This window comes from Vibrio nigripulchritudo ATCC 27043 (assembly GCF_000222685.1).
GTDB classification, from domain to species: domain Bacteria; phylum Pseudomonadota; class Gammaproteobacteria; order Enterobacterales; family Vibrionaceae; genus Vibrio; species Vibrio nigripulchritudo.
In genome coordinates this window covers 46,543-69,514 of record NZ_AFWJ01000278.1, presented here as the reverse complement: position 1 = coordinate 69,514, position 22,972 = coordinate 46,543, and the positions used below count along the sequence as shown (strand labels likewise).

The following is a 22,972-nucleotide window of genomic DNA, read 5'->3' as shown; positions in this document are numbered from 1 at the left end:
ACTGGTTCTGGTTGAAGCGACCTGGGTATAATAGCCTAACAAAGTCGGTGGAAAAACCATAAGGAAAACAGGTGAAAGCAAAGATTTCTAAAGTTCTGGTGGTGTGTTTAGGTAACATCTGCCGATCACCAACCGGAGAAGCGATTCTAAGAGCAAAGGCGAAGCAATCAGGGGTTGATTTACAGGTAGACTCCGCGGGTACAGCTGGATACCACATTGGTGAAAGTCCAGACAGTCGTTCCATGCAGGCTGGAAAAAGAAGAGGCTATTCTTTTCAGGGGATTCGCTCAAGGAAAGTCGAACAAAGCGATTTTGAGGAATTCGACCTTATTCTCGCAGCGGATCATTCCAACTTATCGGATTTGGAAGACATCTGTCCTCAACAATACCGCTATAAGCTCAAGCTGTTCTTAAGCTATGGGCAGAGTGGCTATGATGAAATACCGGATCCTTACTACGGTGGTGAGCAAGGGTTTGAACTTGTTATCGATTTGATTGAAGAAGCCAGTGACGTACTGTTGGAAGAGATTGCATCTTAGACCTATCAAGATGACGTCACCTTGATTTTGCGGTCACTCTCATTTTACTTCTCGCTGGCACAAAGCCTGAGGTGCTCGGGTTATGCTTGTGCATGAAATCACAACGACGGACTGGCAATGACAAGAATATTTAAAGCGGGTCTATTGGCGTGCTACGCGGCGCTAAGTAGCGGAGCATACAGTGCTTCCCCAAATGAATTGGTTGACGCTGCTATGGAGCGTACAGAACATTTTGTTATCTATGACGGCAGCTATGTGAGTATTCCATATCCCAATGGGGATGTAGCTCCTAACAAAGGAGTGTGTACAGACGTCATTATTCGAAGCTATCGGACTTTAGATATCGATTTACAAAAAAGGGTGCATGAAGATATCAAAGCCCATTTTGATCAGTACCCATCTAAACGAATCTGGGGTTTAAGTCGTCCAGACAAAAACATAGACCACCGACGCGTGCCTAATTTGCAGGCTTACTTTAAACGTCATGGAGAAAGCCTGAGGGTTTCTCAGAAGGGCACCAACTATAAACCTGGCGACATTGTAACTTGGATGCTTCCCGGTAACTTGCCTCATATTGGCATTGTGGTTGATCAGCGTTCTGAAGATGGGGAGAGACCGTTAATCGTTCACAATATTGGCTTTGGTCCCAAGATGGATGACATGTTGTTTGATTATCAAATAACAGGCCACTACCGATACTTCCCTCAGAAATAAAAAACCGACGCGATGGCGTCGGTTTTTTTTCTCAACTGAATTAGCCAGCTAGCACATCAGTGGCAACTTTATAGCTTGGATCTTCCTTCACGTTGATTTCAACCAAGCTTCCTGCTTTATCCAGTAGCGCTCTACAATCCTGGCTCAAGTGACGAAGATGCAGAGTTTTACCTGCTGCGGCATAACGCTCTGCCAGTGTTTCGATCGCTTCGATTGCGGAGTGGTCTGCAACGCGAGAATCTGCAAAGTCCACAATGACATCTTCAGGGTCATTTTTAGCGTCGAAAAGCTCAAGGAAATTCGCTGCTGAACCAAAGAAGATAGGACCGTTGATGTGGTATTCCTTTGAACCTTCTTCGTTGATTTTGCTTGTCGCGTAAATGTGTTTTGCGTGTTCCCATGCAAACATCAGAGCCGAAGCAATCACACCTACCGCAACCGCAACTGCGAGGTCAGTAAGAACCGTTACTACAGTTACCAACACAATGACAAAGAAGTCCTGCTTAGGTACACGGCGCGCAAGCTTGAACGTTGCCCATTCGAATGTACCAATAACCACCATGAACATCACACCAACCAATGCTGCCAGCGGAATCATTTCGATAAGGTCAGATGCAAACAGGATGAAGAACAGAAGTGCCAGTGCAGCGACGATACCCGACAGACGACCACGACCGCCTGAGTTTACGTTGATCATAGACTGACCAATCATCGCACAGCCACCCATAGCACCAAACATAGAACAAGTAACGTTAGCCATGCCCTGACCGACACATTCACGGTTTGACTGACCACGGGTATTTGTCATCTCATCCAGAACGGTCAGAGTCAGTAGTGATTCGATCAAGCCAATTGCCGCAAGAATAATGGCGTAAGGCAAGATAACCTGAAGTGTTTCCAGAGAAAGAGGCACGCTAGGCACGGAGAAGGTTGGCAGTGAGCCAGCCAGCGTTGCCGCTTCATCGCCAGACATAGTACGAAGGAAATCGACAACGGTGCGCGTTTCCAGATCCAAGCCAACAACCAAACCAGTCACCGTGACGATAGCGACCAGAGAAGAAGGCACTGCCGTGGTGAATTTTGGCAAGAAGTGGATGATAGCCATAGTCAGAGCAACAAGACCAAGCATGAGGAACATCTGGTCTGATGGCAACCAGGTTAGCATTCCGTCGATGTCTGGTGCTTTGAACTGACCTAACTGAGCCAGGAAAATGACAATCGCCAATCCGTTTACGAAGCCGATCATTACCGGATGTGGCACCATGCGGATGAACTTACCTAACTTGAAGATACCCGCTGCGATCTGCAGGATACCCGCTAACAAGATAGCGGCAAATAAATACTGGATTCCGTGAGAAATAACCAGGCTGGTCATAACAACGGCCATTGCACCAGTTGCACCAGAGATCATGCCTGGACGACCGCCGAATACAGAGGTAATCAGACCAACAATGAATGCTGCGTAAAGACCGACCATAGGGTCGACACCAGCGACAAAAGCAAATGCAACTGCTTCTGGTACCAGTGCTAGTGCAACGGTTAAACCAGAAAGCACATCATTTTTTACGGAATGCTTGGAAAATTGTGGAAATTCGAACATGTTAGCTCAGTCAATTAGCTTAAAAATACATACTTCCGACTATTGGGGCTGAGTAACAGGTTGTTTAAAAGAGCAGCTCAATAATCGACACTTGAGTCGGCGAATCCTACAGAAAAGCGTGATGAAGTTCAATATTGATACCAAACTAATCAATAGACTTCGTGAATAACGCTCTCTATCGAGACACCTTATTTACTGGTTTAGGTGAACAGACACCAGAATCCTAGAATAGCCATTAAATATTGCAAAGAAAAAAACGGGTCGCGTTTGCGACCCGTTTTCGTTTCTGGTTCAGATTAGCTGAAATCAGGCTTTGCCATTTCAGCAGAAGCGCGGTTTTTCGCAGAAACGGCTCCGGCTCCAATTGGCTGGAAGCGTTCTGTACGGAAAGGTGCAGCAACGACCTGAATTTCACGCATCTCTGTGCTGCCTGGCGCACTTGCCATTGGCGCTGAAACGTGAGATTTCACCTGATGCGCGACTTTCACCTTAATCGGCTCTGCAGACTCTTCGGCTAAAGAAGCTTGTACTGGTTCTTTAACTTCAAGTGCTGGTGCTGATTCAGTTTCCGCAACAGTATTCGTTTCCACAGGCGCATCTTTCAGTGCTTCTGGCTCCGCTTTTGTTTCAACTGCTGGTGCTACAGTTTCAGTCGCTGATACTGCTTCTTGTTCAGGTTTATCTGCCGCTACAACAACATCATTCTGAACAGGAGTAGCTTCAACCACAGGTGCTACTGGTTTTTCTTCAACTGCAACCTCTTCACGACGAATGATCACTTTGCCCATTGCCATTTCTGGGAATGCGTAACCACCGTGTACTGGTGCTGCCAGTTCAACTTTCTTCTCAACCTTGTCGTCTTTACGACGTTTTGGCTTAGCAAGATCGTATCTAGGCATGACTTTACCCATCGCCATCTCAGGTGACGCTACACCACCTTTACGTAGACGGAACGGGTTCGGCTTGCGATCACGACCACGGCGACGACGCTGACCACTCGCACGCAAATGACGAGGTGAACGACGGTTACGACGTTGCTTGGTTTCCTCTTCTTCACCTGCTGTTTCCGGCTTCTTCGCTTCCACTTCAGCAGCCTGTTTTAGTTGCTGTTCGGTGTTAGCTTCTTCTGCCGTTTTCTGGTCTTTAACGCGAACTTGTTTCTTAAGATTACGACGCTGACGACGTTCTTTAACCTGTTCCGCTTTCTTCTCTTTTCTCTCTGGTTTAGCGGTTGCTTGAGCATCAGCGGCTAGCTGCTGACCTTCTTTCGCTAGTTTAGAGTTCTTGTTCTCGTCTTTGGTGCGTTTCTCGTTACGAGGTTTGCGGTTTTGCTTACGAGAATCTGCAGCTTTCTTAGTATCGTTTTCAGATACCTCAGCTTCCTGATCTCGATCGCGGCGACGATTACGGTTTTTGTTATCACGAGAGTTACGACGGCGGTTTTCACGCTGGTCTTTGCGATCACGACGCTGACGGTTGCCACGGCGATTATCCGTTCTTTCTTCTTTCTTCTCTTCTTGTTTCTGCTCTTCTTCATCAGAGCCAAACAGGAAGCTACCCAGAGCTTTGAAAATGCGACCAAACAATCCTGGTTGAGCATCTTCTTCTTTCTTCGCTTCAGGCTTTTTAGCAGGTGCTGGTTTCGGTGCCGGAGCAGATTGTGCCGGTGCAGCAAACCCTTTCAGAGCAGGCTCTTCAATTTTCTTAGGCTTCAGAGAAGGCTCTTCAGATTCTTTCGCTTCTGCTTCTTTCATCGCTTCCAGTTTCTTTGGAACCAAGTAGGAAAGCAGATCTTGCTCTTCACCATCACGAACACGAATTACTTCGAAGTGCGGCGTTTCCATATCTGAGTTAGGAACAACCGTGATCTTCACTTCCTGGTGTTTCTCGATGTGGTTCACCGAGCGACGTTTTTCGTTAAGAAGGTAGGAAGCAATAGCAACAGGAACAACAGCCAGTACTTGGGATGTGTTGTCTTTTAGTGCTTCTTCTTCAATCAGACGAAGAACGGACAGAGCCAGTGATTCATTATCACGAACCACACCTGTACCAGAACAGCGAGGACAAATGTGATGGCTTGCTTCTGCCAGAGAAGGGCTCAAGCGCTGACGAGACATTTCCAGAAGACCAAAGCGAGAGATACGACCAATCTGAACGCGGGCACGGTCTAAACGAACGGCTTCACGCAGACGGTTCTCAACTTCACGCTGATGACGAACAGGCGTCATATCGATAAAGTCGATAACAACCAGACCACCCAGGTCGCGTAGACGAAGTTGACGGGCAATTTCATCAGCTGCTTCTAGGTTGGTGTTTAGCGCGGTCTCTTCGATGTCACCACCCTTAGTAGCACGCGCTGAGTTGATGTCGATAGACGTCAGTGCTTCTGTCGGGTCGATTACAATAGAACCACCAGACGGAAGGCGAACTTCACGCTGGAATGCTGATTCGATTTGGCTTTCGATTTGGTAGTGACTAAATAGCGGTACTTCACCGTCGTACTTCTTAACTCGATTAATGAAGTCCGGGCGAACCAATTGAATGTGCTGTTTAGCACGCTCATAAATGGTATTGCTATCAATCAGGATTTCACCAATATCACGACGCAAGTAGTCACGAATTGCACGTACGATGACGTTACTTTCCTGATGAATCAGGAAAGGGGCTGCATTGGCATCAGACGCTTCTTTAATTGCGCTCCAGTGATTAAGCAGAACGTTTAAGTCCCACTCTAGCTCTTCAGCACTTTTGCCTACACCAGCTGTACGTACGATCAAGCCCATGCCCTGAGGCAGCTCAAGAGTGCTTAACGCCGCTTTCAGTTGTGTACGCTCATCACCTTCGATACGGCGTGAAATACCGCCAGCACGAGGGTTGTTAGGCATAAGAACCAGGTAACTACCAGCAAGAGAAATGAAAGTAGTTAGCGCAGCACCTTTGCTGCCGCGTTCTTCTTTCTCTACTTGAACAATAACTTCTTGGCCTTCTTGCAGCACTTCTTTAATGCTAGGACGACCTTGGTAGGTATAACCTTCAGGAAAGTAATCTTTGGCAATTTCTTTAAGAGGGAGGAAACCGTGTCTCTCGGCACCGTAGTCTACAAATGCAGCTTCAAGGCTAGGTTCGATTCGAGTGATACGTCCTTTGTAGATATTCGCTTTTTTGGATTCGTGACCAGGACTTTCGATATCTAGATCAAAAAGTCGCTGTCCGTCGACCAAAGCGACACGCAACTCTTCTTTTTGAGTTGCGTTGATTAACATTCTTTTCATTGTAAAAAAATCTCGTTGTCTTTTTCTTTGTTTTCATTTTTCAGCTTGTCGTTTAGCACTTTGCTTGTGGTGTCTGATCCCATGGTTTTACGATGCAACCTCACGGCTGGAAGGGATGCTCTCGGACACTTCAGTTGCCACACCTTATTAAAAAGTGTGACCTGCCGAATTTGGCAGTCATAACTCAACACAAATAAAGAGAGTAGAACGACAAGTGACACTTCCATTTCTATGTCTGACGCCGACTGCTGCATAGAAGCTGAGAAGCGATCTACTCTTTATTGCTGATTGCTCATGGATTCTGCTACCAAGGAAACAGAGAATGGGTAAAGGTTGCGGTTTGAAAAGATCCAATAGCGGAAAAGTTGATCCCGGAATTGCCGGTAAAATGTAATTCACGCTTGTTTCTTGGAAAAGTTATCTGCGCAACTGACCTAACACAGCTCTGTTTATCGGTATGAGTACAAAATGTAATCAATTCGACCATTGCAGCACTGAACTATAGCAGTGCAAAGAAAAGTGGGCAATCAGGATTCATAGAAAGCATCAAAAAAATGAGAGATGAATAGTTTAACTGTTCAGTAATTCACTGTTATTAATGGTTAAATTAGTAAAACTCAATGAATTGTATATTTATTCGCCCACCAGTTATTCACAACTTTTTTCACTGCACAATTTTCTAAGTTTTTGCTTTTTGCCCAAATGGTCGTTCGCTTCTCTGCTAGCGCTCATTTTATCTAGCTTCAAAGATTGAAAATGTTAGAATGCGCGTCATGAACGAAATCAAAACTTCCGTACAGTTCGTCGATATCGACGACGACATGGCTGGGCAAAGAATTGATAACTTTTTGCGCAATCAGCTTAAAAATATCCCTAAAAGCATGATTTATCGCATTTTGCGTAAAGGCGAAGTGCGCGTGAATAAAAAAAGAATCAAAGCAGAATATAAGCTCCAGGCTGGTGATACTGTTCGAATTCCACCTGTTAAAACATCAGCAGAACCAGAAGCCGCCCCCGTGAGCACTAAGCTGAACAAAGTTGCGGAGCTAGAGCAGCACATCATTTTCGAAGATGATCATATGCTGATCCTGAATAAGCCGTCTGGTATTGCAGTGCATGGTGGCAGCGGTTTGAAATTTGGCGCGATTGAAGCTCTTCGGGCTTTGAGACCTGATGCTCGTTTTCTGGAGTTGGTTCACCGAATTGACCGCGATACATCGGGCATACTTCTGGTGGCGAAGAAGCGTTCGGCGCTGCGTCATCTACAGGCTCAGTTTAGAGAGAAAACGGTTCAGAAGTATTACTTTGCGCTAGTGATGGGGCAGTGGAAAAGCAGTTGCCGAGTCGTGAATGCTCCGCTTCTGAAAAATGAAGTCAACAGCATTGTTCGGGTAAACCCGAAAGGCAAACCTTCGGAAACACGCTTCAAAGTGCTGGAAAAGTTCGAGCAAGCAACCCTGATTCAAGCAAGCCCGATTACGGGTCGAACCCACCAAATTCGCGTGCATACGCAATATACAGGGCACCCGATTGGCTGGGATGACCGGTATGGCGATCCTCGTTTCGATGCTTATACAGCAAAAGTTGGTTTGAACCGTTTGTTTTTGCATGCAGCAAACATTAAGTTTGAGCACCCAGGGAGTGGAGATAAGGTCGATATTTCTGCTCCGATGGGAGACAAACTTGAAAAAGTGTTAGCTGGGCTTCGAAAGCTTAAAAGCTAACTGTCCAATCGCACAGACATAAAACAGATATAAAGAAGACCGCATGAATCGCGGTCTTTCTAGTTTGACGGCTAGATGACTTGAAAGCCTTGCTTCTCTAGCATTGAAATAAGCGTGATGAGCGGAAGACCAACTAATGTGTTTGGGTCTTTTCCTTCCAGACGTTCAAACAGTGCAATCCCCAAACCTTCACTTTTAAAGCTGCCTGCACAATATAATGGCGCTTCCTTATCTACATAATTTTCTATCATTGATGCAGAAAGTTCGCGAAAGTGAACTTTAAAGGTATCTATCTCCGCATCACACTGATCCGTTTGAGAGTTATAAAGAGCAACTCCGGTGTAAAAAGTGATGGCTTTACCGCTTTGTGAAGTAAGCTGCTTGATCGCATTTTTTCGGGTGTGAGGTTTACCGACGATCTTTCCGTCGATCACACAGATCTGATCTGAACCAATGACCAGAGCGTCCGATTCTACTGAACAAGAGCGTGCTTTCAGTTCGGCTAACCGTAGAACAAGATCTTCAGGCGATTCGTTCTCTAAAGGCGTTTCATCGCATTTGGGTGATGCGACTTCAAAGGGTACACAAAGCTTGTCTAAAATAGCTCGCCTGAAAGGGGAGGTGGATGCCAAAATCAAAGTGCGTGAAGTCATGGTTTTCGTCAGAATAATTACGGGTTTGTGGCAGAATAAACCAAGTTTTATCGCTTATCCTAATCGTAAGGAAAAAAACTCAAGTTTTTTACCTTTTTCTTTGACTCAAGAGGATTTGGACGATAATATTCGCGCCCTATGCAAAAGGTAAAAATACCGCGAACGGTTGACCCGGCGAAAGCGGCTCAGAAAAGATTAGATTACGATGGCATCATCCAAACTAGCCTTTTCAAACGCTTAACCGATACAGCCGAAGGCGTAAAACGTGACGCAGAAGTCTCATTGTCCTTTGGGCATGATGAACAGCGATTAGTCGTTATCTCTGGTAAAGCTAACGTCGAAATCGATTTAGAGTGTCAACGTTGTAATGAAGTTTTCGCACATGAGTGCGAAGTCCAATTTACTTATACTCCTTATTACAGTGAGAAAAGTGAAGAGGATGCACCGGAAGAGTACGATTTGGTAGATCTGAACGAGTACGGTGAAGTCGACCTCATACAACTGGTTGAAGACGAGTTCATCTTATCTTTGCCTCAAGTTCCAATGCACGACGAAGCGGATTGTAGCGTTAATTCAGACAATTTGGTGTTTGGCGAAATCCCCGAAGAAGTGGTGGAAGAGAAACCGAACCCATTTGATGTTTTAAAAGACTTAAAACGTTAATTTTTAAGTAATAACATAGGAGTAGGGTCAATGGCCGTACAAAAGAGCAAGAAATCACGTTCAATGCGTGGCATGCGTCGTTCACACGATGCGCTAACTTCTAGTGCACTATCTGTAGACGCAACTTCAGGTGAAACTCACCTACGTCACAACGTGACTGCTGACGGTTACTACCGTGGCAAAAAGGTTATCAACAAGTAAGGTTGACCTTTGCAAACTATTACCGTTGCACTTGATGCAATGGGCGGGGATTTCGGTCCCCGCGTAACAGTGCCTGCCGCCGTGCAGGCATTGTCGCATTTCCCAGAGCTAAAAGTGATCTTAATTGGTGATCGCGATCTGATCACATCTCAACTTTCCCGAATTGGGTATATCCCAAATTCACGCTTAAGTATCAAACACAGCGATCGTACCATCTCCAATACCGAGCGTCCGTCTCAGGCTTTGCGTAACAGTAATGGCAGTTCGATGAAACTGGCGATAGATTCTGTTGCCGATGAATCTGCGGATGCATGTGTAAGTGGCGGAAATACGGGAGCGTTGATGGCGTTGTCGCGTTTTCGCTTAAAACTGTTACCTGGAATAGAAAGACCTGCGCTGGTCTCCGCATTACCCACAGCCAATGGCAACAAAACCTGGATGCTGGATTTGGGGGCGAATGTATCGTGCGATGCCGATACTTTATTCCAGTTTGCAGTTATGGGCAGTGCACTCGCTGAACAGCACTTGGCTCGTACACCCAAAGTGGCGATTCTAAACATCGGTGAAGAAGACATCAAAGGCAATGATCTGGTAAAACGCTGCTCCGAATTACTTTCAGAGACCGAAGCAGTGGACTACGTAGGATACGTAGAAGGGGATCAGTTATTGCATGATTCAGCCGATGTGGTCGTATGCGATGGATTTGTCGGCAATGTTTGTCTCAAAACAACGGAAGGGGTTGCTCATCTTTTTATAGATAAGTTGAAAAGCCAGCTTGGAAGTTCGGGTATAAAAGCCTGGATTGCAAGAAAATTGTTCGGTGGGCTAATGGATGAGCTAAAAAAACTGAACCCCGACCAGTATAACGGCGCAAGTTTGTTAGGATTGCGCGGCATTGTCATTAAAAGTCATGGAAGTGCTGACGTATCTGCAGTCGTCAACGCGATTGGCGAAGCAGTACACGAGGTCAAACGACAGGTTCCCAGCCGGATTAGCGATCGTTTGGAAGCGGTTTTACTCGAGAGGCATTATTAGTCTTCATGTATAGCAAAATTTTAGGAACAGGCAGCTACCTGCCGTCTCAAGTGCGTACTAACGCCGATCTTGAAAAAATGGTAGATACAAGTGATGAGTGGATCGTAACTCGTACTGGCATCAAAGAGCGCCGTATCGCAGCAGAAAACGAAACGGTAGCGGACATGGCTTACCATGCTTCGGTAAATGCCATAGAAATGGCGGGTATTGATCGCAGAGACATCGACCTGATTATCGTTGCCACAACGAGCGGTAGTCATGCCTTCCCATCTGCAGCCTGCCAATTACAGGCTCAACTTGACATCAGCGGCTGCCCGGCATTCGACTTAGCGGCGGCTTGTTCAGGTTTCGTTTATGCCTTATCGGTTGCTGATCAACACATCAAAACGGGTATGTGTAAGAATGTTTTGGTTGTTGGTTCGGATACTCTATCCAAAACCTGTGACCCGACTGACCGCTCCACCATTATTTTGTTTGGTGACGGTGCGGGTGCTGTTGTAGTCGGTCAGAGCGAAGAGCCTGGCATTCTATCGACCCACCTGCATTCCGATGGTCGTTTTGGTGATCTACTTAACTTACCTTTGGCAAGCCGTGAAGATGCAGAAGCGGATAAGTGGCTGCATATGGCAGGTAACGAAGTCTTTAAAGTGGCCGTTACTCAGCTTTCACGTCTGGTAAAAGACACGTTAGAAGCGAACCAAATGGAAAAAGCTGAATTGGATTGGCTGGTACCTCACCAAGCTAACCTAAGAATCATTTCGGCTACAGCGAAAAAACTGTCTATGCCTATGGAACAAGTGGTGGTCACACTCGATCGCCATGGTAATACCTCTGCGGCAACCATCCCAACCGCCCTTGACGAAGCGGTACGAGATGGACGAATTCAACGTGGTCAGACGCTTCTTCTTGAAGCATTTGGCGGCGGCTTTACATGGGGATCGGCGCTCGTTCGATTCTAATCATTTCTGCCAGGCAGCCAGTTACCTGCTGTCTGGCATTTTCAATTTTATTGCATTGCTTTAAAGGAACTTTACGATGAGCAAGTTTGCTGTTGTATTCCCAGGTCAAGGCTCACAAGCTGTTGGCATGCTGGCTGAACTAGGCGAGCAACATGAAGTAGTAAAAAATACATTTGCAGAAGCTTCTGACGCTCTAGGCTACGATCTTTGGGCTCTGGTACAAAATGGTCCGGCTGAAGATCTGAATCAGACATTCCGCACTCAACCAGCATTACTGGCATCTTCTGTTGCCATCTGGCGTGTGTGGCAAGAGCAGGGCTTTGCAGCACCAGAAATGCTAGCGGGTCACAGCTTGGGTGAATACTCTGCACTGGTTTGTGCGGGCGTTATCGATTTCAAAGAAGCCATTAAACTGGTTGAGCTACGCGGTCGCCTTATGCAAGAAGCGGTACCAGCAGGTACGGGTGCAATGTACGCTATCATCGGCTTAGCGGATGATGCGATTGCGAAAGCGTGTGAAGAAGCTGCTCAAGGTGAAGTTGTTTCACCTGTAAACTTTAACTCTCCTGGTCAGGTTGTTATCGCAGGTAACAAAGACGCAGTTGAGCGTGCAGGTGCATTGTGTAAAGAAGCGGGCGCTAAGCGTGCCTTGCCGCTTCCTGTTTCCGTTCCTTCTCACTGTGCGCTAATGCAGCCAGCCGCTGATAAATTGGCTGAAGCATTGGAAGCGATCGAATTCAGCGCGCCAAGCATTCCTGTTATCAATAATGTTGACGTGGCGACTGAAACCGATCCTTCAAAAATTAAAGATGCACTGGTTCGTCAGCTTCACAGCCCGGTTCGCTGGACTGAAGGCGTCGAGAAGATGAGCGAGCAAGGCATTGAAAAATTATACGAATTGGGTCCAGGTAAAGTGCTGACTGGTCTTACAAAACGAATCGTGAAAACGCTTAGCGGTGCAGCTGTAAATGACGCAGCAACGTTAGAAGCGGCTAAGTAGTTTTAAATTTAAGGAATAATCAACATGATGAATCTAGAAGGCAAAATTGCACTGGTTACAGGTGCAAGCCGTGGTATTGGTCGTGCAATCGCTGAACTTTTGGTAGAACGTGGTGCCACAGTAATTGGTACTGCAACAAGCGAGAACGGTGCGGCAGCGATCAGTGAGTATCTTGGTGAGAACGGTAAAGGTCTTGCTCTGAACGTGACTGATGCGGAATCTATTGAATCTGTTCTTAAAACCATCAATGATGAGTTTGGTGCGCTGGACATCTTAGTAAACAACGCGGGTATCACACGTGATAACCTGCTGATGCGTATGAAAGATGATGAGTGGACAGACATCATGGATACTAACTTAACTTCGATCTTCCGCTTATCTAAAGCGGTACTTCGCGGTATGATGAAAAAACGTAACGGACGTATCATCAATGTTGGTTCGGTTGTTGGTACTATGGGCAACGCTGGTCAGACAAACTACGCGGCTGCTAAAGCGGGTGTAATCGGCTTTACTAAGTCGATGGCACGTGAAGTTGCGTCTCGTGGTGTGACAGTGAACACAGTTGCACCAGGTTTTATTGAAACTGATATGACAAAAGCGCTGAATGATGAGCAACGTGCTGCTACACTATCAGCGGTACCAGCCGGTCGTCTTGGTGACCCGCGTGAGATCGCATCTGCAGTGGCGTTTTTAGCATCACCAGAAGCGGCTTATATTACAGGTGAAACCCTGCATGTAAACGGCGGTATGTACATGGTTTAAGTCTTGCGTAATTGATTTATGCATGATTTAGGTCAAAAATGTACCGAATTTCGGGAAAAATCGCGCAAATTGTGGTTTGACCAGCAAGGACACCCTTGCAACTTTTAAAAGTTTGAATAAACTACGGAAAACATCGCATAAAGCGAAGTCTGTAAAGGAAAAGAAAAATGAGCAACATCGAAGAACGCGTAAAGAAAATCATTGTTGAACAGCTAGGTGTAGACGAAGCAGAAGTTAAGAATGAAGCTTCTTTCGTTGACGATCTAGGTGCTGATTCTCTGGACACTGTAGAGCTAGTTATGGCTCTAGAGGAAGAGTTCGACACTGAGATTCCAGACGAAGAAGCTGAGAAAATCACTACTGTTCAAGCTGCAATTGACTACGTGAACAGCGCTCAGTAATTTGCACTCCCAGGCGGTCATCCTTGACCGCCTGAGTTTTTATCGTCTATCTTCTATCCTTTCACTTTATCAATTTCAACTCCGGAGAGTTATATCGTGTCCAAGCGTCGTGTAGTTGTCACTGGCATGGGTATGTTGTCACCGGTAGGCAACACTGTAGAATCATCGTGGAAAGCCCTGCTAGCAGGTCAGAGTGGTATCGTCGATATCGATCACTTTGATACTTCCGAATTTTCAACTCGTTTTGCAGGTTTGGTCAAAGACTTCAACTGCGAAGAGTACATGTCTAAAAAAGACGCCCGTAAGATGGATTTGTTCATCCAGTATGGCATTGCTGCGGGTATTCAAGCGCTTGATGACTCAGGTCTGGCGGTTACCGAAGAAAATGGTCCTCGAGTGGGTGTTGCCATTGGTTCGGGTATCGGCGGTCTAGGCTTAATCGAAGCTGGTCACACTGCGCTATACGAAAAGGGTCCACGTAAAATCAGCCCATTCTTTGTACCTTCAACCATCGTTAACATGATTGCGGGTCACCTTTCTATTATGAAAGGTCTTCGTGGTCCTAACATTGCTATTTCAACCGCTTGTACAACAGGTTTGCACAATATCGGACATGCGGCACGTATGATTGCATACGGAGACGCAGATGCCATGGTAGCGGGTGGTGCAGAGAAAGCATCGACCAGGCTTGGTATTGGCGGTTTTGGTGCTGCAAAAGCCTTGTCCACGCGTAACGATGAACCTCAGAAAGCATCACGTCCATGGGACAAAGATCGCGACGGTTTCGTTCTTGGTGACGGTGCTGGCATGATGGTACTTGAAGAGTATGAACACGCTAAAGCGCGCGGTGCGAAAATATACTGTGAGCTTGTCGGCTTTGGTATGAGCGGTGACGCTTTCCACATGACTTCTCCAAGTGAAGACGGTTCTGGTGGCGCGTTGGCAATGGAAGCAGCAATGCGTGACGCAGGCGTAACTGGTGAACAAATCGGTTATGTGAATGCGCACGGCACTTCAACACCAGCGGGTGACATTGCAGAAATCAAAGGCATCAAACGTGCTCTTGGTGAAGCTGGTTCTGAAAAAGTACTCGTGTCTTCTACCAAGTCTATGATCGGTCACCTGTTGGGTGCAGCTGGCTCTGTAGAAGCCATCATCACTGCTTTGGCTCTGGTCGATCAGAAAGTGCCACCAACAATCAACCTGGACAACCCAGACGAAGGTACTGAAGGTATCGATCTGGTTCCACATACGGCGCGCGATGTGAATATCGAATACGCTTTGTGTAACTCGTTTGGTTTCGGTGGAACAAACGGCTGTCTGATCTTCAAAAAGATCTGATGCGATTCTAAAAGAATCGATAGAGTAGTATAGTTAAGCTTGTTTTAAAGCGGCTTGATGCTTAGCATTGAGCCGCTTTTGTTTATATGGAGTAGCTATGATTCTCGTCAACGGACGACCACAAGAACTCTTTTCTGTTACCGATCGAAGCTTCCAATATGGAGATGGATGCTTTTCGACACTATTGACCTGTAAAAAGCAGATTCAATCCTGGAATTACCACAAAGAACGTCTGGCAGAATGCCTGACGGTGTTAAAAATCCCGGCTCCGAATTGGCAACAAGTTTATGAATGGTGTAACAAAGTCGCTTTAGATGATGAAAAAGCAGGCTTAAAAATCCATATCAGTCGCGGGACAGGGGGCAGAGGCTACGGAACAGAAGGTACTTCTGCTCCAGCCGTTACAGTAACGGCTTTTGCGTTTCCTGCGCATTACAACAAATGGGTTCGTGAAGGCATTGAGTTAGGCGAGTGCAAAACTCAGCTTGGCCATCAGCCTTTACTCGCGGGGCTAAAGCATAACAATCGACTGGAACAGGTTCTGGCTAAGTCTGAAGTCGAGAAAAATGGCTGGAAAGATGCGATCGTCTGCGATATTGATGGTAATGTCGTAGAAACTAGTGTTGCGAATCTGTTTTGGCTAGATGATGGATTCAGGCTCTGCACACCTAAGCTTCACCTGGCTGGTGTTGCAGGCATCATGCGAAAACAGGTGATTGAAGAAGCCATGAGTAGGCGTATGACGCTCGTTGAGCGCTCGTTTTCTATGGAAGAGGTCTTGGATGCAAAAGAAGTCTTCATCACTAATGCTCTTCTACAAATTTGCCCCGTGACAAAAATAAACGAGACTGAGTTTGAAATCGGTCCAATTACCAAAACATTTCAGGAGATATTTTTAACGTGATTAAAAAGATTGCGGTTGTTTTGGCTCTCGGCATCGCAGTACTGATCGCTGGTGGGCTTTACGTCAGTCAACAGGCTAAAAACTATGTTGGTCAAACTTTAGAAAATGCTCAGCCTATACTCATCACCATTAAATCTGGCACCAGCTTTCAGGGCGTATTGACGAAACTGGAGCAGACAGAATTGATTGCTCCAAGCCCATTTTCTAAGTTAATCCGCCATTTGTACCCAGAATTAGTTAACGTTAAAGCGGGAACGTTTATGTTACCGGCGTCGCTTTCACTAAGTGATGCGCTGAAATTTTTAGGTGAAGGAAAAGAACACCAGTTTTCCATCACCTTTGTAGAAGGAACGACGTTTAAAGAGTGGCGAGCGGTCTTGGACGGTTCTGAACATCTTCGTCATTTAACGAAAGACAAAACGGAAGCAGAAATTGCACAAGCGCTCAAGATTGGTGGTGAAAAGCTAGAAGGTCTTTTCCTCGCGGAGACATACCACTATACCGCTAGCACCTCTGATCTGGATATTCTTAAGCGTGCGAACAGAGATTTAAATCGCGTATTGAGCAGTGCCTGGGATGGGAAGCAAGAAAAGCTTCCGCTTAAATCCAGCTATGAAGCGCTGATTCTGGCTTCTATCATAGAGAAAGAGACGTCCATAGATGAAGAGCGTGAGCGTGTGTCTTCGGTTTTTATTAACCGACTAAATAAAGGGATGAGGCTGCAAACAGATCCTACCGTAATCTATGGTATGGGTGACAGCTACGATGGCAACATACGTAAGAAAGATTTAAGAACGCCGACCCCGTATAATACATATGTGATTAAAGGGCTGCCGCCGACTCCAATTGCCATGGCGGGACCCGCGTCCATTTATGCGGCGGTCAATCCAGAAGAAAGTAATTATCTGTATTTTGTGGCCAGTGGTCACGGTGGTCACGTATTCAGTAAAAACCTTGCTGCTCATAACCGGGCGGTTCGAGAATATTTAAAAGTATTAAGAAGTAAGAAATGATCCCAGCGAAATTTATCGTCATTGAAGGGCTTGAAGGGGCAGGTAAAAGTACTGCTATTCAAGCGGTAAAAGAAAAGCTTGAACAGATCGGTGTTGAAAACATCGTAAATACGCGGGAACCTGGCGGAACAGCGTTAGCCGAAAAAATGCGTGCTCTGGTGAAAAAAGAGCACGAGGGTGAAGCGTTACAGGACATTTCTGAGCTTCTGCTCATGTATGCCGCTCGCGTTCAGCTCGTCGAGACGGTGATTAAACCTGCTCTGGAAAGTGGTTCTTGGGTAGTAGGGGACAGGCACGATATGTCGTCTCAAGCATATCAGGGTGGTGGTCGCCAAATCGAACGCGATACCATGAGCGCATTAAAGCGAGTCTCGCTTGGTGAATTCAAGCCAGATCTGACGATTTACCTCGATATCGACCCGAAAGTCGGATTGGAACGCGCGCGTGGTCGTGGTGAACTTGATCGTATTGAAAAGATGGACATCAGCTTCTTCGAACGAACTCGTGATCGTTACCTGGAAATGGCCCATGCAGATTCAAGCGTTGTTATTGTTGACGCACAACAATCCATCGATCAGGTGGCAGACAGCATTCGAAACGCATTACAAGCTTGGTTTGAAAACCTGGAGCACTAATGGACGCGTTATACCCCTGGCTACAGACAACTTGGGAACACTGGCAAGCTCTGCTACGCAATGATCGCGTAACAGGTGCTTTGCTTTGTCATGCCCATTCTGGTCTTGGTGCAGAGCAGTTAGCGTCAAAATTTGGAGAAGCCTTGGTCTGCGTAAACTCAGACGATGATGCGTGTGGGTTTTGCCACAGCTGTGATTTATCTAAGTCAGGCAGCCATCCCGATATCCATCAGATTTCACCTGAGAAAGAAGGCAAAACCATCTCGGTTGACCAGATTCGACAGGCAAATCGTTGGGCGCTGGAATCGTCTCAACTGGGTGGAAAGCGCCTAATTGTTATAGCACCTGCTGAAGCCATGAACGAATCTGCCTCTAATGCGTTGCTAAAAACGCTGGAGTCTCCAGCTGAAAACTGTGTCTTCCTGTTACTGACAGGTGATAAGCATCAACTGTTGCCAACAATAGTGAGCCGCTGTCAGCAATGGGACATTGTTCAGCCAGACCAGCAGCAGGCGATGAGCTGGCTAAACCAAAATAGCGATAAACCAGTCAGTGAACTAGCGCTAAAGCTTACTCACGGTGCTCCGCTATCAGCTCAGGCGTTTGTTGAAAGTGGTTCGGAAAAGGTATTTTTAGAGATGACCCACGTTCTGGTGGAGCAGCTCTCTGAACCGATACCGTCATTCGGTCAAGTCTGGAAGAGCTTAAAAGATGCGCCTGTTGAACGTCTGGGCTGGCTCAGTATTCTCCTGACTGATATCCAGAAAAGTCACTTCGTTCAAAACCAAGAAAAGCAGGTGGAGCCACTAGCCAAACTGGTGAGTTATGATCTTGCTTATAAAAAAACACGAGAAGTAAACCAGCTTATTCACCAGTTAAAAACATTTCCCGGCTTAAACGCGGAATTACTGACTGCAGAGTGGTTTTTAGATTTACACGAGAAGAAAAATGTTTGTTGATTCACATTGCCACTTAGATAAGTTGAATTATGAAGATTTGCACACCGATGTGGCAGATGTTGTAGAGAAAGCAAAACAAGCTAAAGTTGAGCACTTATTATCGGTGGGCGTGACGTTAAACAGCTTTCCGAAAATGATGGATATGATTCGACCATTTGAAAATGTGTTCGCATCGTGCGGCATTCATCCTTTAGATGTAGAAAGCGATTTTACACTCGAGAAGTTGCATGAATATGCTAAGCACCCTCGTGTTGTTGCGGTTGGTGAAACGGGTCTTGACTACCATTACAAACCGGAAACTAAAGCCCTTCAAATCGAGCGATTCGAGCAACAAGTAGAGCTTGCTGTTGAAATCAATAAGCCGCTGATCATTCACACGCGAGAAGCCAGAGAAGATACTCTTAGTATATTAAGAAATGGTCAGGCTCAGAAATGTGGTGGTGTCATCCACTGTTTCACAGAGGATTTACCCTTCGCAGAGGCGGCAATGGAACTGGGTTTCTATATCTCTGTTTCCGGCATCGTGACATTCAGGGCGGCAACAGAGCTTAAAGAAGTGGTGAAAGCGCTGCCGATGGACAGGCTTCTGATTGAAACCGATTCACCTTATCTGGCACCGGTTCCTCATCGTGGAAAAGAGAATCAACCAGCTTACGTTGTAGAAGTCGCTCAGTATATTGCGCAGCTAAAAGACGTGTCTTTAGGGGAGGTTGCTCAAACAACCACCAGAAATTTCCAAAATCTTTTTTTGAGATAAAAAGTTCAAATTCGATAAAAAGGGAGCGAAAGCTCCCTTTTTTTATTCCAAATCAAACTTTGTGAGACGTTCACTATATGTGTTGGCGAATAAAGTAGCAAAAATAAGAACTTGTAAATTTGTTACGTAAAATAACAAGTGTTTATTTTTTGTTTACCTTATGTCAAGTGTGGGTGTGATATTTATCTTTATTAAAAAACAATGAATTAGATATTTGAAAAGCATTACATCGTAAAATTTGAACTGTGATCCCGGTACTGTTTTGGAACTAAATTTCACAATCCAATTTAAAGGGTGAGATAGGTCACGAAATATTTAGAGGCTAAAAATATAATTCTCAACAGGAATTCGTTCCTTTGAAACCTGACATGTTTACTAGTGTGATTGGTATCGAGATACAGGTACTGATCGTGGATGGTACAAGGCTACGGGGGTGTGCCGTCAGTGTTCAAAATATAATAATCAATCAGGAGCATAAACATGTTTAAAAATCTTTTCGCTAACCTGCAAAAAGTAGGTAAGGCGCTGATGCTTCCCGTCTCTGTGCTGCCAGTCGCGGGTATTCTATTAGGTGTCGGTGCCGCCGATCTCAGTTTTATCCCAGAAGTCGTATCAAGTTTAATGGAAAAAGCAGGGGGCTCTGTCTTTGGTCAGATGCCACTACTTTTTGCTGTAGGTGTTGCTTTAGGCTTCACAAATAATGACGGTGTATCCGGTCTTGCTGCTATTGTCGGCTACGGCATTATGGCGGCAACTTTGGGTGTGCTTGCTCAAATGGATGTTGAATCTGCTCAGGCTGCTGCACAGGCGGCAGGTCAGGTTCTGGATGACAGATCTATCGATTTGATCACCAAGCAATACGAGACCGGTGTACTAGGTGGCATTCTGGTCGGTGGTATTGCGGCTTGGTCATTTAACCGTTTCTTCAAGATTCAGTTGCCTGAATACCTCGGCTTCTTTGCGGGCAAGCGTGCGGTTCCAATTATTACTGGCTTCTTAGCCATCGCATTGGCGCTTGTTCTTTCAATCGTATGGCCTCCAGTCGCAGTGGTTATGCAGACGTTCTCCGATTGGGCTGCCCATCAGAACCCAACCGTTGCTTTCGGTATCTACGGTATTATTGAACGTTCACTAATCCCATTTGGTTTGCACCACGTTTGGAACGTGCCTTTCTTCTTCGAAGCGGGTTCGTGTCTGAATGCAGCGGGTGAAGCTCAAAACGGCGTACTTACTTGCTACCTTGTTGCAGATGAAGCGTCTCGTGCTGCGGGTAACGGTTTCGGTCAGCTTGCGGGCGGCTACATGTTCAAGATGTTTGGTCTGCCAGCAGCAGCAATCGCTATTGCTCACTGTGCGAAGCCTGAAAATCGCGCAAAAGTAATGGGTATCATGGCATCTGCTGCCCTGACTTCATTCCTGACCGGTATTACGGAACCAATTGAGTTCTCATTCCTGTTTGTGGCGCCTGTACTATACGGAATCCACGCATTGCTAGCAGGTTCTGCGTATGTTGTGTCTAACATGCTAGGTTTTGTACACGGCACGTCTTTCTCGCACGGTCTGATCGACTTCATTGTTCTGTCTGGCAATGCTCAGAAACAAGTACTGATGATCGCTGTAGGTCTTGGTTATGCAGCAATTTACTACTTTGTTTTCCGCGCAGTGATCACTGCACTGGATCTGAAAACACCAGGTCGTGAAGAGGAATCAGAGGAAGAAGCGACAGTATCAACAGGTACTGAACTGGCTGGTGACCTTGTTTCTGCGTTTGGCGGTAAAGGAAACATTACTGGTTTGGATGCGTGTATCACTCGCTTGCGTGTTTCAGTCGCAGACACTGAACAGGTTGACCAGGATCAGCTGAAGAAGCTTGGTGCAGCAGGTGTTGTTGTGGTTTCAGGTGGTGTTCAGGCAATCTTTGGTACTCGCTCAGACAACCTGAAAACGGATATGGATGAGTGGATTCGCAATAACGCGTAATACTTGGTAATCATTAAAAAACCAGCCGAACTTCGGCTGGTTTTTTTGTTTTATTAAGCAGGGTAGACGACAGGATATTGATGTTTAGGATGCTTTTCGATGAAGGTTTTGAATCCGTACACATCTTCGATCAGCTGGGAGTTCAGAGCTTCCCAAGGTGAGTCATCTTCAACAATCTTTCCGTTATTCAGGAAAATCATTCTGTCTGAATATTGTGCCGCCAAATTCAGGTCGTGCAATACAACGATAACTGCCGCTCCTTCTGCTGCCAATTCCCTTGCCAATGCTAACGTGCTGTGTTGATGGGCAAGATCCAGAGCCGAAGTAGGCTCATCCAGCATCAGGATTTTATTCTCACTACTGGAAATCTGCAGCAATACTCGCGCTAAGTGAACCCGCTGCTTTTCTCCGCCAGAAAGAGAAGGGTACAGGCGGTTAGCCAAGTCTGAAACGTCCACTTTACGCATCATCTCGGATGCCAGCGGTTTTATTTCTGAGTTCGGAAGAGCCAATGGCATGGCACCAAGTTCAACCACTTCCTGAGCAAGAAATGGGAAACTCAAAGTACTGTGCTGAGGAAGCATGCCTACGTACTTCGCTAATTCGGTTTTATCCCATTCAGTACGTGACTTATTCAGATAGTAAACGTCGCTTTCACTTGGGATTTCGCCATTTAAAATTTTCAGCAGGCTGCTTTTACCTGCGCCATTTGACCCCATCAACGCAGTCACTTGACCTGCGTAAATGTCGATAGAAAGATCATCGATGATTTTTCGATTGCCAAAGCTCAGATTAAGGTTTTTAGCCGAGATAACTGGAGTGGTCATATCATTTTCCCTCTCTGTTGGATCAAAATAAGAAGGAAGAAAGGTGTACCAATCAGAGCCGTCACAATACCCACCGGGAGTTCGGCAGGTGCCACTGCTACTCGAGCAATCATATCTGAGCCAGTTAATATCAGCGCGCCAAATAAAGCGGAGAGGGGAAGTAAACCTCTATGGTCCGGACCAACCAGCATTCTTATCAGGTGAGGGACGATAAGACCGATGAATCCAATCACTCCAGTCAGGCTGACCGCAACGCCCACACCTATGGCAGACAACACAATCAAACGACGCTTAAAGGACTGAACGTTGACACCCATATGCGCGGCTTCAGATTCTCCGAGCAACATGGCGTTTAAAGGCATCGCCTCACGACGGAAAGTGATGTACAGCAAAAGCAAAGTCACGCTTCCTAAGCCAATTCCTGACCAGGTAGCACCCGCTAATGAACCCATAGACCACAAAGAAAGGTCACGTAGTGCCTGATCGTCTGCTGCGAAATTCAGATATCCTATTCCAGCACCGCTAAGTGCACTAATGGCAATGCCTGCCAGCAGCATGATGGTTACGGATGTCCCAAATTTGCTGGTGCCCAGACGATAAACAATCATGGTTGCGATTAAGCCACCGATAAACGCAAAAATCGGAACAGCAAACAGGCTAATTATGGTTGCTGCTTCTTCGAGCCAACTGGCAAAAAGCACCATTGCAATGGCTGCTCCGAGCATTGCCCCAGCAGAGACGCCAATAATACCTGGTTCAGCCAGTGGGTTGCGAAACAACCCCTGCATTACCGCACCACAAAGCGCGAGAATCGCACCAATAATTATGCACATAAGTGTGCGAGGTAGACGGATTTCGTTGATAACAATTTTGATGTGATCCGGCAGCGTAAAAGCCGATGGAAACAAGCTTTTGAAGCTGTCGGCAATGGTGATGTTCATTGGACCGACAGCGATAGAGCTTGCAGAGGTAAACACCAATAACGCGACAAACAGCATTACTAACGCTGAAATTGGAATTTTTCTGAGCATAG

At 46.1% G+C, this 22,972-nt stretch carries 22 protein-coding genes; 17 read left to right on the top strand and 5 right to left on the bottom strand.

The genetic code is table 11. The features are described 5' to 3' along the window. The first annotated feature begins 83 nt into the window (after window positions 1-83). Complete coding sequence (locus tag RH89_RS20865; RefSeq protein ID WP_038146897.1) at window positions 84-539, top strand: low molecular weight protein-tyrosine-phosphatase; 456 nt, start codon at window positions 84-86, stop codon at window positions 537-539. A gap of 117 nt (window positions 540-656) precedes the next feature. Further along, window positions 657-1,253 (top strand): DUF1287 domain-containing protein, encoded by a 597-nt coding sequence (locus tag RH89_RS20860; protein WP_004406134.1) that lies wholly within the window; start codon window positions 657-659, stop codon window positions 1,251-1,253. A gap of 40 nt (window positions 1,254-1,293) precedes the next feature. Here the strand turns inward: RH89_RS20860 and RH89_RS20855 are convergent, their stop codons facing one another. Beyond that, entirely contained in the window at window positions 1,294-2,853 is a 1,560-nt protein-coding gene (locus RH89_RS20855; protein ID WP_004406133.1) for a SulP family inorganic anion transporter, read from the bottom strand. Between the two features lie 296 nt (window positions 2,854-3,149). Then, complete coding sequence (rne, locus tag RH89_RS20850; RefSeq protein WP_004406129.1) at window positions 3,150-6,125, bottom strand: ribonuclease E; 2,976 nt, start codon at window positions 6,123-6,125, stop codon at window positions 3,150-3,152. Window positions 6,126-6,898: 773 nt separating this feature from the next. On the opposite strand from rne, the gene rluC reads away from it, so the two are divergent. Beyond that, window positions 6,899-7,849 carry a 23S rRNA pseudouridine(955/2504/2580) synthase RluC gene (gene rluC, locus RH89_RS20840; RefSeq protein WP_004406126.1) on the top strand — a complete coding sequence of 317 codons (951 nt, stop codon included), beginning with the start codon at window positions 6,899-6,901 and terminating at the stop codon, window positions 7,847-7,849. Between the two features lie 71 nt (window positions 7,850-7,920). On the opposite strand, the gene RH89_RS20835 is transcribed toward rluC, so the two are convergent. Further along, a complete protein-coding gene (locus tag RH89_RS20835) occupies window positions 7,921-8,502 on the bottom strand; it encodes a Maf family protein (protein ID WP_004406124.1) in 582 nt (193 codons plus the stop codon). Between the two features lie 138 nt (window positions 8,503-8,640). Between RH89_RS20835 and yceD the strand changes: the two genes are divergently transcribed. From yceD to ptsG, 14 genes are all read left to right on the top strand, one after another. Beyond that, window positions 8,641-9,165 (top strand): 23S rRNA accumulation protein YceD, encoded by a 525-nt coding sequence (gene yceD, locus RH89_RS20830; RefSeq protein WP_004406121.1) that lies wholly within the window; start codon window positions 8,641-8,643, stop codon window positions 9,163-9,165. 30 nt (window positions 9,166-9,195) lie between these two features. Next, window positions 9,196-9,366, top strand: coding sequence for a 50S ribosomal protein L32 (gene rpmF / locus RH89_RS20825; protein WP_004406120.1), 171 nt, complete (start codon window positions 9,196-9,198; stop codon window positions 9,364-9,366). 9 nt (window positions 9,367-9,375) lie between these two features. After that, window positions 9,376-10,401: a phosphate acyltransferase PlsX gene (gene plsX / locus RH89_RS20820; RefSeq protein WP_004406118.1), complete on the top strand. Its 1,026-nt coding sequence runs from the start codon at window positions 9,376-9,378 to the stop codon at window positions 10,399-10,401. Window positions 10,402-10,406: 5 nt separating this feature from the next. After that, window positions 10,407-11,360, top strand: a complete 954-nt coding sequence (locus tag RH89_RS20815) for a beta-ketoacyl-ACP synthase III (protein ID WP_004406117.1) — start codon at window positions 10,407-10,409, stop codon at window positions 11,358-11,360. A 76-nt stretch (window positions 11,361-11,436) separates the two neighbouring features. Then, the gene (fabD, locus tag RH89_RS20810) at window positions 11,437-12,360 is read left to right on the top strand and encodes an ACP S-malonyltransferase (RefSeq protein ID WP_004406116.1); all 924 of its coding nucleotides are present in this window, start codon (window positions 11,437-11,439) and stop codon (window positions 12,358-12,360) included. A gap of 27 nt (window positions 12,361-12,387) precedes the next feature. Then, a complete protein-coding gene (gene fabG, locus RH89_RS20805) occupies window positions 12,388-13,122 on the top strand; it encodes a 3-oxoacyl-ACP reductase FabG (protein WP_004406113.1) in 735 nt (244 codons plus the stop codon). A gap of 167 nt (window positions 13,123-13,289) precedes the next feature. After that, entirely contained in the window at window positions 13,290-13,523 is a 234-nt protein-coding gene (gene acpP / locus RH89_RS20800) for an acyl carrier protein (protein ID WP_004406112.1), read from the top strand. 96 nt (window positions 13,524-13,619) lie between these two features. Further along, window positions 13,620-14,864 (top strand): beta-ketoacyl-ACP synthase II, encoded by a 1,245-nt coding sequence (fabF, locus tag RH89_RS20795; RefSeq protein WP_004406090.1) that lies wholly within the window; start codon window positions 13,620-13,622, stop codon window positions 14,862-14,864. A 97-nt stretch (window positions 14,865-14,961) separates the two neighbouring features. Next, entirely contained in the window at window positions 14,962-15,768 is an 807-nt protein-coding gene (pabC, locus tag RH89_RS20790) for an aminodeoxychorismate lyase (protein WP_004406089.1), read from the top strand. Then, the gene (mltG, locus tag RH89_RS20785; RefSeq protein ID WP_004406088.1) at window positions 15,765-16,781 is read left to right on the top strand and encodes an endolytic transglycosylase MltG; all 1,017 of its coding nucleotides are present in this window, start codon (window positions 15,765-15,767) and stop codon (window positions 16,779-16,781) included. The genes pabC and mltG overlap by 4 nt, the downstream gene beginning before the upstream one ends. Beyond that, window positions 16,778-17,416 (top strand): dTMP kinase, encoded by a 639-nt coding sequence (gene tmk, locus RH89_RS20780; protein WP_004406087.1) that lies wholly within the window; start codon window positions 16,778-16,780, stop codon window positions 17,414-17,416. Before mltG ends, tmk begins: the two co-directional genes overlap by 4 nt. Then, on the top strand, window positions 17,416-18,375 hold the full coding sequence (holB, locus tag RH89_RS20775; protein ID WP_004406086.1) for a DNA polymerase III subunit delta': 960 nt from the start codon (window positions 17,416-17,418) through the stop codon (window positions 18,373-18,375). Before tmk ends, holB begins: the two co-directional genes overlap by 1 nt. Next, complete coding sequence (locus tag RH89_RS20770) at window positions 18,365-19,132, top strand: TatD family hydrolase (protein ID WP_004406085.1); 768 nt, start codon at window positions 18,365-18,367, stop codon at window positions 19,130-19,132. Before holB ends, RH89_RS20770 begins: the two co-directional genes overlap by 11 nt. A 480-nt stretch (window positions 19,133-19,612) precedes the next feature. Continuing rightward, window positions 19,613-21,112 carry a PTS glucose transporter subunit IIBC gene (gene ptsG / locus RH89_RS20765; RefSeq protein WP_004406081.1) on the top strand — a complete coding sequence of 500 codons (1,500 nt, stop codon included), beginning with the start codon at window positions 19,613-19,615 and terminating at the stop codon, window positions 21,110-21,112. A gap of 53 nt (window positions 21,113-21,165) precedes the next feature. Here ptsG and RH89_RS20760 read toward each other — a convergent pair whose 3' ends face one another. Both RH89_RS20760 and RH89_RS20755 read right to left on the bottom strand, forming a co-directional pair. Then, on the bottom strand, window positions 21,166-21,939 hold the full coding sequence (locus RH89_RS20760) for a heme ABC transporter ATP-binding protein (protein WP_004406080.1): 774 nt from the start codon (window positions 21,937-21,939) through the stop codon (window positions 21,166-21,168). Beyond that, window positions 21,936-22,970, bottom strand: a complete 1,035-nt coding sequence (locus RH89_RS20755) for a FecCD family ABC transporter permease (protein WP_004406079.1) — start codon at window positions 22,968-22,970, stop codon at window positions 21,936-21,938. The genes RH89_RS20760 and RH89_RS20755 overlap by 4 nt, the downstream gene beginning before the upstream one ends. Window positions 22,971-22,972 lie beyond the last annotated feature (2 nt).